The 12,581-nt window shown below is 36.5% G+C and carries 10 protein-coding genes; 5 read left to right on the forward strand and 5 right to left on the reverse strand.

The genetic code is table 11. The features are described 5' to 3' along the window. Window position 1: 1 nt before the first annotated feature. Both AC5YDM_RS09660 and AC5YDM_RS09665 read left to right on the forward strand, forming a co-directional pair. The gene (locus AC5YDM_RS09660; protein ID WP_496151899.1) at window positions 2–688 is read left to right on the forward strand and encodes a response regulator transcription factor; all 687 of its coding nucleotides are present in this window, start codon (window positions 2–4) and stop codon (window positions 686–688) included. Next, complete coding sequence (locus AC5YDM_RS09665; RefSeq protein WP_496151900.1) at window positions 685–2,028, forward strand: sensor histidine kinase; 1,344 nt, start codon at window positions 685–687, stop codon at window positions 2,026–2,028. The genes AC5YDM_RS09660 and AC5YDM_RS09665 overlap by 4 nt, the downstream gene beginning before the upstream one ends. A gap of 99 nt (window positions 2,029–2,127) precedes the next feature. Here AC5YDM_RS09665 and AC5YDM_RS09670 read toward each other — a convergent pair whose 3' ends face one another. Then, entirely contained in the window at window positions 2,128–2,811 is a 684-nt protein-coding gene (locus tag AC5YDM_RS09670) for a phosphatase PAP2 family protein (RefSeq protein WP_496151901.1), read from the reverse strand. 114 nt (window positions 2,812–2,925) lie between these two features. Beyond that, window positions 2,926–5,889 (reverse strand): Ig-like domain-containing protein, encoded by a 2,964-nt coding sequence (locus tag AC5YDM_RS09675; protein ID WP_496151902.1) that lies wholly within the window; start codon window positions 5,887–5,889, stop codon window positions 2,926–2,928. Between the two features lie 419 nt (window positions 5,890–6,308). On the opposite strand from AC5YDM_RS09675, the gene AC5YDM_RS09680 reads away from it, so the two are divergent. Beyond that, window positions 6,309–7,175 carry an alpha/beta hydrolase gene (locus AC5YDM_RS09680; RefSeq protein ID WP_496151903.1) on the forward strand — a complete coding sequence of 289 codons (867 nt, stop codon included), beginning with the start codon at window positions 6,309–6,311 and terminating at the stop codon, window positions 7,173–7,175. 22 nt (window positions 7,176–7,197) lie between these two features. Here the strand turns inward: AC5YDM_RS09680 and AC5YDM_RS09685 are convergent, their stop codons facing one another. Continuing rightward, entirely contained in the window at window positions 7,198–7,815 is a 618-nt protein-coding gene (locus tag AC5YDM_RS09685; RefSeq protein ID WP_496151904.1) for a TetR/AcrR family transcriptional regulator, read from the reverse strand. 100 nt (window positions 7,816–7,915) lie between these two features. Here AC5YDM_RS09685 and AC5YDM_RS09690 point away from each other — a divergent pair, with 100 nt between their 5' ends. Together AC5YDM_RS09690 and AC5YDM_RS09695 are read left to right on the forward strand one after the other, a co-directional pair. Next, entirely contained in the window at window positions 7,916–9,271 is a 1,356-nt protein-coding gene (locus AC5YDM_RS09690; RefSeq protein WP_496151905.1) for a flavin-containing monooxygenase, read from the forward strand. 141 nt (window positions 9,272–9,412) lie between these two features. Next, window positions 9,413–11,035, forward strand: coding sequence for a long-chain-fatty-acid--CoA ligase (locus AC5YDM_RS09695; protein WP_496151906.1), 1,623 nt, complete (start codon window positions 9,413–9,415; stop codon window positions 11,033–11,035). Between the two features lie 111 nt (window positions 11,036–11,146). Here AC5YDM_RS09695 and AC5YDM_RS09700 read toward each other — a convergent pair whose 3' ends face one another. Continuing rightward, a complete protein-coding gene (locus tag AC5YDM_RS09700) occupies window positions 11,147–11,587 on the reverse strand; it encodes a hotdog fold domain-containing protein (protein WP_496151907.1) in 441 nt (146 codons plus the stop codon). An 87-nt stretch (window positions 11,588–11,674) separates the two neighbouring features. Further along, window positions 11,675–12,568 carry an alpha/beta fold hydrolase gene (locus AC5YDM_RS09705; protein ID WP_496151908.1) on the reverse strand — a complete coding sequence of 298 codons (894 nt, stop codon included), beginning with the start codon at window positions 12,566–12,568 and terminating at the stop codon, window positions 11,675–11,677. Between the last annotated feature and the right edge of the window lie 13 nt (window positions 12,569–12,581).

Genomic DNA, 12,581 nt, shown 5'->3' on the forward strand with positions numbered 1-12,581 from the left:
CATGCATAAAATTTTAATTATAGAAGATGACTTTATGATCGCAGAATCAACGCTCACACTACTGCAGTATCACCATTTTGAAGTCGAGTGGGTCAACAACGGTTTTGATGGTTTAAAAAAAATTGCAGAAAATTCTTATGATGTAGTTTTACTAGATTTAGGCTTACCTATGATGGATGGCATGCAAGTATTGAAACACATCCGTCAAAGTCAAAGTAATTTGCCAGTTTTAATTATTTCTGCACGTGATCAATTACATAATCGTGTAGAAGGTTTGAATCAGGGCGCAGATGATTATTTGGTAAAACCTTATGAATTTGAAGAGCTTTTGGCTCGAATCCAAGCTCTGATTCGCCGTAGTGCCAAAGTCACCATCAATGATCAAACACCAAAATTACATTATGGCAACCTCACTTTAGATGTTGAGCAACATATCGCTCGTTTTGACAATGAAATCATTGAATTTTCAAACCGTGAATGGGCTTTACTGATCCCTTTAATGAGTCATCCTAATAAAATTTTTTCCAAATCTAATTTAGAAGAAAAAATGTATGACATAGACAGCGAGGTGTGTAGTAATACCATCGAGGTCTATATTCATCATATACGTGCAAAACTAGGGAAGAATTTCATCCGTAACGTGCGTGGTTTAGGGTATAGACTTGGGAGTGAAGCGGTTAAATCATGAGAAATCAACCCTATTCACTTAAGAAAAAGCTGATTATCTATACATCACTATTTAGTGTGTTAATGGGTTGTTTATTGGTTTTTTCAGCCTATCGAATCGCTTTAGAGGAAACTGAAGAAATTTTAAATGCGCAAATGCGCAATCTGGCTGAGCGTGTTGCTAAATTCAACCCTAGACCTGTGCAATCGCAATTTGATCATCTTAAACATTATCATGAAGAAGATTTATTCGTAGATGTTTGGCCTTACCAAAATAATAATCACTTAAATCATCAATTTCAGTTATTAGTTAAACCTGTAGAAAGCTCAGGCTTCTATGTACAGCCGACATCTCATGGTGAATGGCAAACCTACGTTCTTCCGCTTAATGATCTACAAATCCAAGTTAGCCAACAAAAATCAGTTCGTCAAAATTTGGCACTTGAGCTGGCTTGGAATATGTTTCTGCCCTATTTGATCATAATGCCATTTGCGATTTGGGGACTCAGCTATATCATCCGGCGTAGTTTTAAACCGATTGAAAACTTTAAATCTGAACTAATTGAACGCAAACCAAATGAATTGACTCCGATTAGTTGTGATCGTTATCCCATTGAAATCGTGCCCAGTATTCAAGAAATTAATCATCTTTTTCAACGGATATCAGATGCACAATTGGAACAAAAACAATTTGTTGCTGATGCAGCTCATGAGCTGAGAACGCCAATTACGGCTTTAAATTTGCAGACTCAAATTTTGTTACGTGAACTTCCCCATAATGCCTCTCTGATGAAACTCAGTCATGGCTTAGCACGAATCCAACATTTGGTGAGTCAACTCTTAAGTCTAGCCAAGCAAGATGCCTTTGTACTCAATCAAGAACATGAACGATACTTTTTAATCAATGAAGTGGCTGTCCAGTGTGTTGAACAACTGATTCACCTTGCTATTGAAAAAGAAATCGATCTGGGTATGGAGCGCCAAGAAGATGTCAAAATACTCAGTCAAGAATCCGCTGTGCATTCTATTATTTATAATTTGATTGATAACGCGATTAAATACACTCCGAATCAAGGCATCATCAACGTTTCAGCATTTCTAGAACAAGATCAAGCGACAATTCATATTGAAGATAGCGGGCCAGGCATTCCACCTGAACAGTATGATCAAATTCTGAAACGTTTTTATCGAGTACATCAGCACTTAGAAACTGGAAGCGGTTTAGGGCTTTCAATTGTTGATAAAGCAACTGAGCGTTTAGGTGGCAAAATCATTTTTCAGCAGAGCAAACAATTGGGTGGTCTGCACGTCATAGTACAGATTCCTTTAAAGAATCAATCTATACAAAGCTCAGTATCCTAAAATCAAGGCACCTAATTTTATTTCAAGATTCATCAGTAATTGACCATGATTAGTGATGAATCTATTGATTTAAAACCTTCATTTAAATAAAATTTTCGGTTATTTATTCTCAAATACTGAATTTTTGAGAGAGCTATACGTTAAGGTATAAACCAATACATTGATGAACCAAATAATCCAGCCAGTCCATAAGTTATGGCTGAAAAAGTGAGCACCACGCATCATTTGTGCCCATCCCATACCCAACCCTAAAATCAATGCAGCAACAAGGTAAAAAATTGCTCGGCTACGATTTTTGGCACGATAAACAAAATAACCGACTAACAAAGCAAAACCTGTAGATGCATGACCTCCTGGGAAGCAATGCCCTCCAATTTGATTGAATTGCCATGTATATGAATTACCTGAAGGAACGACCATGTCCCAAGGACATGCATGATCTGATTGTGATTTTAAAATCCCAATCACCGACGTCGACAAAATGATCATGAGAAATAGATAAAGATAAGTTGTGCGATGTTGTTGAAACTGTTTGAACTTGAAAGAAGCGATCCAAAGCCCAAGAAAACTCACATAAGCCATGATCAACAGTTGTTTTACATAGCGATGATTGAGAGTGTCTAAATACCAATTACTTTTTAAGAAAAACTCACCATGAGGACTCATCCATGGTTGGATCAAGTTTAGGTCTACTTCGCCATAAATTGGAAAAAAGATGATTAAAATCAAAAAAGAAGTTATCAGTAATAGCAATTGTTTTTTTATAAAGAGACTATGATTCATCTGTTTAACTTTTGAATTGATTTTCCAATTTAAAAATACACAGCTTAAAATACCCTTAAAATATCATCAAAAAAAGAAGCCCTGAGGCTTCTTTCTTAATTCATGAACTATTATTTAAAATAAAATTTGATGATTACTAATTAGGTCATCAATCGTCGTATCTACATTTTTAAGTGTCAGTAATTTAGTGCTTTCATGACCAAAGCCCGATCCATCTAAATCCACATAGAGAACAGTATCGTTTCCTTCTTTTCTGGTCGATAAATAATCTTTGATGTGAAGTTCTTTTTCATTTGCATTTACTTTCTCTAGTAAACCGCGTACATCAATAAAGTCGATATCTGTGTTTGAACTTGCTGCATCATAAAGTGTAAAGTTTTCCCAAACATCCTGACCATTTCCACCAGTACCATCAGTTTGATTCAATAAATTTAAAATGAGGGTGTCATTTCCTGAACCTGATTTTATCGTTTCATTTGCGCCACGACTGACGTAAATATCATCCCCTGAAACATATTGATCAGTAGAACTACTTGCATAAGCACGATCCGCACCTATCGCAAGGGTTACATCTCCACTATCTGCTGTTCCAATAATCACGCCTTCAGCAGAAATCATAATTTTTAACTCTGCTTGAGCTGTACGAGTCGGATCATTTGCATCAGCAATGGTATAGCTAAATGTTTCTGTTTTCCCCAAATCTTGGCGATCAATCCCTGTATAAATATATTCACCTTTTTCATTAATAATTAAAGTCCCCGCATTTTGTTGTGAGGGAATGACTGTAGAACCACTTATTGGAGTATTGCCAACATGCGTTAAAATGATGTTATGACCGAGATTTACATCATTTAATAAAATGTTCCCTTGAATTCCAGTACCTGTAGAATTGAGATCTGTCGCTTTAACATTAATTTCATAGTTGGTAAATAAAGCACTACTCGCATTGTTTTGATCATTAAAAATTACGCTATTAATGGTAGGTCCTTGAATCAAAGCAGGAGATGAAGACAATCCACTCACATTGGTAGCCGTTACTTGTAGTTCCTGACCTTTATCTTGTGGCTGTGATAAATGAATTGTAAATAAACCATTTTCATCTGCTTTACCACTATCGATCAAATTGTAATCTTTATCTCTGACTTCTATATTTGCATTCGGTTCAGTTATTCCGCTCACAATACCACCGAGTTCCTGATCAATTTTAGATGAAATACTTGGTCCAGTTGGTGCAATAATAACACTTTTCTGTGATGTATTACCTGCAGGATCTGTTGCTGTTATTTCAAACTCTTCCCCATTCGTAAATGCTCTATAGAGAGCAATGCTAAAGTTACCATTTGGATCTGTAATAGTCTTTTCAACCTTACCTTGAGGATATTCGCGTACTTCAATCAAGCTACCCGGCTCTGCATTACCCTCTAATACTGTACCGTCAGCATTGAAAGATATATTTGATGGTGCATCTGGAAGTATTGTATCCTCTTCCGCTTGTGCAGCTGCAGGTGTCATCATTCTTGCAATCATTGGAGTGATAGAGGCCGATGCCATGTTCCACCAATCATCATCACCATCACCTGTAATAGGTGGATCAATCGAAATACCAGGTGCTTTTTGATCATCAACATTCAGCACTAAACGGAACTGACCTGCATCATTTTCACTATTATAGACAGCGATTTTTGCTGGTTGATCGGATGAAGGGAAATCAGCTTTTGTATACTTCTGACCTGTAGATACAACAACCCAAGCCCCATTCTCAAATTTTTCAACGGTTAGATAAACTTCACCTGCTGGTTCTGTTAAGTAATAGCTTAAATGCAACAACGTATTCGCTTTTACGGTTAATTCTGAATAGTTAAGCTCTATTGCTCCATCTGGCGCTGAACCTACCAATTCAGATTGATTGAAATCAATTTTAGCTAAATCATTTCCTGATTGATCTTTACTGACAATTAAAGATTGAGTATCGGTTCCAGAATAGTTGAAATACTCTTGTTCGATTTCGTAAAATGGCTGTGTATTGTGAGCATCATCAACTGCGATAATTTCTGAGGATGAAATGGTAATGTCAGGTAGCTTAGTCACTGGACTTTCATTGCCCGCCACATCGACTTGTTTGATTTGTAGTTGTCCAGCAGTGTACGTACCTTCAGCTAAAGTGAAGCTATTACCAGTACCAGTTGCCCAAGTTTGACCATTATCTGTGCTGTATGACCAGGTTGCACCAGCTTCGATTCCTGACACGTTAATCGTACCATCTTGGCTAATATTGTCGTTATTGCTTGGACCTGTGTCTTGAATCAGCCTAGCCGTTAACGGATCAATTGTTTTATCGATGATAATTTCAGTTAATGTTGTAATCACACTAACATTTGTACTCGTATTGGTTTGTTTAATAAGAATTTTACCAGCGGCATAGTGCCCTTCTGCTAAATCAAAACTACTGCCAATACCCTTGATCCAAGTTTTACCACCATCAATACTATATTCCCAAATTGCGTCAGCATCTAAACCGGATATATCCATTTGACCTTTATTACTAATAGAATCGCTATCAGATGTGCCTGAATCATAATTCAATTTAGCCGATAACCTTGAGGGAAAATTACCCGTAATTGAATTTTCATCTTTATTTTCAGATTGAGAATCATTAGAACCTGAAGAACCTCCTAATGCAGCTAGTCCACCAGCAGCTACTCCACCAGCAGCCCAAGGTAAAATGAGTCCTGCAAAATTATCGTCATATAATAAAGGTTCGATATTTTCTATTGGTTCATAAATGATAGGGTCAATAATTGCACCTGAACTATCAGTAAAATTTACAAGCAAAATATTATGCTGATCATCATGTAAAACTAAACTACAGTCATTAAATTTAAAATAGTCTTCAATTGTAATTAACTCCCCACTATTTAAATGAATAACGACATTGTTTCCTATTCGTTCAATTTTAAGAACATCATCCTTTTTAATATTTAAAACAATCACAGAATTTTCAGAAATCCCAACCCCATTACCTTTAATATTTTGAATGACTTGATGAGTTTCTTTAGAATAAACAAAAATTTCCGCCATTTTAAACCTCTAGATTATTTTTAAATTTTTTAATAGTGTGTTTGTATTATTGATCATAAATTCAAACATTTTCCTATATCTTCTCACAAGAAATGCCTATTTTTAAGACAAAAATAATCTAATTTTATTTAAATATATATTTTTCTTATATCTTAAAAAATTATTTAATAGAATCAATTAGGGAATCTAAACAAAACTGCAAAGCAAAACATACAATATCTAAATTAGATTAATTAAACTTAACATTTAAAAAATAATCCATAGATTTAAAATATAATGAAAATGATAATTAGGGTTTATATTTTTTAAAATAATTGATGTGATTATCATTTTCCATCAGTTATAGACAATTATTTTATTTACCGCTAAAGTTAAAAATTAATCAATTATAAAAATCTAACATTACAAGGGACTGTAAAATGAATGTTCGAAAAATTACCCTCCCCATTGATTCTTATAACATTCAAGCTGATTTATATGATCAAATTTCCCAAGATGCTGATCTCATCCTCATGGCGCATGGATTAGGTGGAGAGAAGTCTTGTCAACTTGACCATTTTGCCAAGTTTTATCATGAGCTAGGTTATCGCGTTTGCGTTTTTGATCATCGTGGATTTGGAGAAAGCACAGGAAAAGTTAGATATTTGGTTGATAAAAACAGTCAACTCAAAGACTGGGAAACTGTTATTCAATATCTAAATCAAAACTTGAAGATCCCTACAAGTCAAATGATTCTATGGGGATATTCATTTAGTGGTGGTCATGTTTTAACTTTAGCTGCCCAACAAAATTTTAAAGCCATCATTTCGAATTTCCCGCATGTAGATGGCTTAGCAAGTTTGACGCTCTATCCTAAAAAATATCTTTTAGGAGCGACCTTATGTGCTATGCAAGATTTAGCTTTAGCACGAATTGGCAAAGTCAAAACCATGCCTGTGGTTGCTAAAGACAGATTTGCGATCTTAGCAGGTGAAGACTGCTATGAAGGTTATCATTCAATCATCCCTGATGATGTTCAATGGGATAATGCTGTGCCTGCTCGGATTGTAGCCACGATTGGACTATATCGACCGACAGCTACTGCACATCATATTCAATCACCTACCTTGGTACTTGGTGCTACTCAAGACTCACTAATTCCAATCAAGGCGACTCGAAAGTTAGAGAAGAAACTTAAATATGGTCAATATTTAGAAATAAATTGTGGTCATTTTGATTTATTTCATCATCCTTTTCAGGAAACAATTTTACAAGCACATAAAGCATTTTTAGTAGCACTTAAATGATTCATTTCTTAAATAATGAATCTCATTGATCCAAATTGTGACCTTTGGAACTGAGATAAAGGTCACTTACATTTAAACACTCTGCCAATATTTCATCAGTGATGAATCCAAATTTATAAAAACCATGTTTCATCAATGCAAAAACCATTTCAATCAAATAAATAGGTTCATCTTGTTTTAAAAATTCTATAGGATGACTTTTTGCTGAGAAAATATATCTCAAGTCAGCCGCAATCTGCTCAATTACCAATTCTTGTAAGTTGAATCCATCCACATGTACAGGCCCACCGAGTATCAGCAGACTTGCAGCTTTGTGGGTGTTATAAAACCGTGCCACTTTAAGAATTAGATCGTGGGTAATTTGCCGAGTCGTCAATGCAATATATACATCACTTTTTACAGACATGTAGCCCTGTAACTCGTCTAAATAACGCTTCATCATGATGCTAAACAAATGATTAACAGTCGGAAAATATTGATAAATATTGATTTTAGGTAAATTTGCCTTCGACGCTATTTCTGGAATGGTGCAGGCATATAACCCTTGCTGTTCTAATATTTGAACTGTTGTTTCTATCACTTTTTCTAAGCGTTCTTTACTTCTTTTCTGTACAGGAAGCTTAATTTCATTGAACAGCATCAAATTTTCCTTATTACTTGCTGATTAAAAATAAATCAATTACAGTCTTAAAACCAACTATAGTTGGTTTTTAATAAAAATAAAATTCAAGGAACTGAATATGAACACTGTATGCATCATTGGCGCTGGTCCCTCAGGCATCACTGCAGCAAAAAATTGTCAACAAAATGGTATCTCTTACGATATCTTTGAAAAAAATGACAAAGTTGGTGGCAACTGGGTATTCAACTCTGCGACGGGTCACTCCTCTGTCTACGAAAATACACATATCATCAGTTCGCGTACTATGTCTGAATACGAAGACTATCCGATGCCGACCACCTATCCTGACTATCCGAGGCATGACCATTTACAGGCCTACTTTGAAAACTATTCAAAGCATTTTGGCGTGTATGAAAATATTAAATTTCATCACATGGTTGATCATGTTACAAAAGATGTAAATGGAAAATGGCAAGTCGAATATACCGATAATCAAGGCAATAAACATACTAAAATTTATGATTACCTCATGGTTTCGAATGGTCATCACTGGATGCCTAAATATCCAAATTATGAAGGTGCATTCACACGTAAATGGATGCACTCACATGATTTTAAGGGCGTCACTGATGAATGGCGTGATAAAAAAATCTTAGTGATCGGCGCAGGTAATTCAGGTTGTGATGTTGCCGTTGAGTCTGCACGTGTATCGAAACATATTTATATTTCTATGCGTAGTCCACAATGGTTTGTGCCTAAATTCATGCTCGGCTACCCCGCTGATATTTTGGTGAAAGCACTCGAAAAATTATCACCTAAAACAAGACAAAAACTACTCACTAAAATGGTGAAAGCCTTTACGGGGAGTTACGCAGATTTTGGCTTACCTGTAAACACTAAACCTATGCTGACACAGCATCCTACAGCGAACTCTGATTTTATCGACTATATTCGACATGGCAAGATTCACCCCAAACCTGCCATTAAACGACTCGATGGAAAATATGTCGAATTTGTAGATGGAAGCAAAGAAGAATTCGATATTATTTGTTGTTGCACAGGCTTTTGGACAGTATTTCCATTCTTCGACAAAGATTTCTTAGATTTCCAACACTCTGAGAAACTGCCTTTATATCGAAAAATGATGCATGCAGAACATGAAAATCTCTACTTTATTGGATTGTTCCAACCGTTGGGATGCATCTGGCCTGCATCAGATCATCAAGCAAATTTAGCCTGCCAAGAAATATTAGGAAAATACAAACGTCCGAGCAACATGCAACAAGCAATCGATAGTGAATTAAACAACCCTCATTACAACTTTGAAGGTGGTCAAAGGCATGCGGCAGAAGTGGACTATAATGACTTTCGCGCAGAGTTGGTTTCAGACCTCAAAACTGCAGGTGTATATATCCCTGAACGTAAAGCGCCTGTCTCTATAAAGAAATTATTGGGTTCTTTACTCAGTGCTTAAATTAGTGTAATTGTGGTGGTCATAGACTGATTTACATTGATTAAATCGGTCATTTGACAGAATATTTTGTTTATATTCGCCATTTTATAACTTTAAAAATTCAACAAATATAAGCCGAAACAAAAATAAATGGAGATTAATATGCATGGACGTATGATGTTTCAACCCCTTTTAATTAGTAGCTTATTGGAACACGCAGCGACCTATCATAAAGACACCCCTATCATTTCCAAAAATACCAATGGAACGATGTTTGAAACCAATTGGGGGAATGTTTCTAATAACGCAAAACGAGGCGCAAAAGTACTCGCTGATTTAAAATTATCTCATGGCGACTGTGTTGCAACTTTAGCTTGGAATAATCATCGTCATTTAGAAACGTGGTATTCCATTTCAGGAAGTGGGTTAATTTGTCATACCATTAACCCTCGATTATTCCCAGAACAACTCATTTTCATCATCAATGATGCTAAAGATAAAGCCATTTTTTTTGATAAAACCTTTTTACCTATAATCACAGGAATTAAGGCGCATATCCCACTGGTTGAGTCATTTATTTGTTTAGATGCTTATGATGCAGATGTAGCCAAAGCCCTTCCTGAAGTTAAGTTTTATGATGAGCTTATTGCTGCACAAACAGCCGAATATGATTGGCCTGAATTTGACGAAATGACAGCGAGTTCATTGTGTTATACATCAGGAACAACAGGAAACCCTAAGGGTGCTTTATATAGCCATCGCTCCACGATTTTACACACACTTGTTGCAACCTTACCTGATTCATTAAATTTATCGGCTCGTGAAGTTATTCTTCCTGTTGTTCCAATGTTCCATGTCCATGCTTGGGGCACGCCATATGCATCAGCAATGGTTGGTTGTACCATGATTTTACCTGGGCCAGGTTTAGATGGAGATAGCTTGGTCAAATTGATTGATGATTATCAAGTTACAATTGCACTTGGTGTACCTACCATTTGGCAAGCTTTGTTGGCCTCTGCGAAAAAATTAAACAGTTCGCTCACAAGTCTTAAACGCAACGTGATTGGGGGCTCTGCTTGCCCGCCATCTATGATGAATACATTCAAAGATGTTTATGATTGTGAAACCATTCATGCATGGGGCATGACTGAGATGAGTCCATTGGGTACAGCAAATCAGTTAAAAGCAAAACATAAAAAATTATCTGCTGAAGAAATTTCTAAACTTCGCCTGTCACAAGGACGTCCACCTTTCGGTGTGAGTATACGATTGGTGGATGCAGAAAATGGCACCAATACCCTTCCACATGATGGCGAAACCATTGGTAACCTCCAAGTTAAAGGTCATTGGGTGGTTGAACGCTACTTTGGTAAATCAGAATCGAGTTTAACTTCAGATGGCTGGTTCGATACAGGTGATATTGCGAGCATGGATGAAGATGGTTATCTGCACATCAGTGACCGTGCGAAAGACTTAATCAAATCTGGTGGTGAATGGATTTCTTCAGTTGAACTTGAAAATATTGCGATGGGACATCCAGATGTTGCTATGGCAGCAGCAATTGCAGCCGATCATCCGAAGTGGGATGAGCGCCCTGTTCTGATTGCTGTGAAAGCACCAGAGAGTGAAATCACTGAAGATCAACTCATTGAATATTACAGTGACAAAATTGCCAAATGGCAAACGCCCGATAAAGTTATTTTTGTCGATGCAATACCACTCAGTGGTACAGGAAAAATGCTAAAACGTAAGTTACGTGAAGAGTTTGGCTCTGTTTTATTATAAATAATTTTCTTTTTTCATTGAATCATCTGACAGTGATCATCATTGTCAGATGATTTTGATTTTATTTATAAAAATCTTTGGTATGACTCATATGATGTTGGTCATTTGAATCTAATCATGTTTAACATTCATTGTAATGTTTGCTGTAAACACTTCATTACCTTGTTCGTCTTTGATACTCACAGGCACTTGAATATCTCCAGATTGTGTCCAATCCATATTTCTTCCATCTGCGATCGCAACAATACCTGTTTTGACTTTCGCTAAATACTTTACTTCCATTCCTTTTGGAATCCAACGAGCACCCTCAGGAATAGAAACATTGGTCATCATGCCGCCTGCCAATTCTGCTGCATTACATAATGCAATCGCGTGCATTGTTCCTAAATGATTGGTTACTTCTTTACTAAAAGGGAGCTCAACAGAAATAAACCCTTTTTCCAATGCTGTAATTGTTGGATTGACTGTACTGAAGTATGGCGCCATCTGACAAACCGCTTGGGTAAATTTTTCAGGACCTAGTTGTTGAAACATCGTTAAATATTGATTCATTTTCTTCTTCCTTTTTGATTGTTATAGGTCAATTGACCTGCGTGGTAATTTTTAAATCATTTTTTAGCAAAATACTCATCAACGATTTCACTTCAAACCATCTGTAAAACGACGAATAATCTCTGCCATTTCATCTGGACAACTTAAAGGTGCCCAATGCGAAGCATCGACAAAAGATTCTGAGTAATGGGTGGCCCACTGCGATGTATCTGCAAATAAACGAGGCGGTAAAAAAGGATCTCTTTTGGCTATCAATGCATGTACAGGAACATCTGTAGATGTAAGTTTGGCAGTTAAAACTTTTTGTAAAAGATTGGCCCGGTAAATACCCAAATAGCGAATCGCATCTCCTTCTAATCCATCATTTTTTTGGTAGATGACATTTTTTTCTCCTTGAGTCACCAAGGTTTTCATCAACCATGCACCTAAGCCGCTACGCCACATAATTTCAGGTAATATCGGCATCGCGAAAAATGTCATTAAGCTGTTACGAGCCAATTGATTCACCAACTGCCATATATTTTTAGGTGTGGGCTTAAATAAACGTGTCTTTAGATAGACACCGACTTGTTCCAAACTGGGTGCCATGGTGGTAAATGAAGCAATTCTTTTGGCTCCTTCTGCATCTCGAATAGCATTCCAGCCATAAATTCCGCCCCAATCATGCCCGATCAGATGAACTTTTTGGTTTGGGCTAACAACATCGATGACGATTATTAAATCTTTGATGAGTGATGTGAATTTGTAGTGTTTACACCCTTGAATATGGCTGGACTCTCCACAACCACGCATATCAAAAGCCACCACATAAAAATCATCTTTCAGTGCTAATGCAACTTTTTCCCAAAAGATAGCGCGATCTGGAAAACCATGTGCAAATACCAGTACTTCTTTGGGTTTATCCAACGTCGGCTTTTCTCCCCATGTATAAATGGCAAGTTTTACATCATCAGAATATGCAAATAATTCAGGTTGAGACATGTGTGATACTCCA

It is taken from the genome of Acinetobacter sp. CY81 (genome assembly GCF_059515925.1).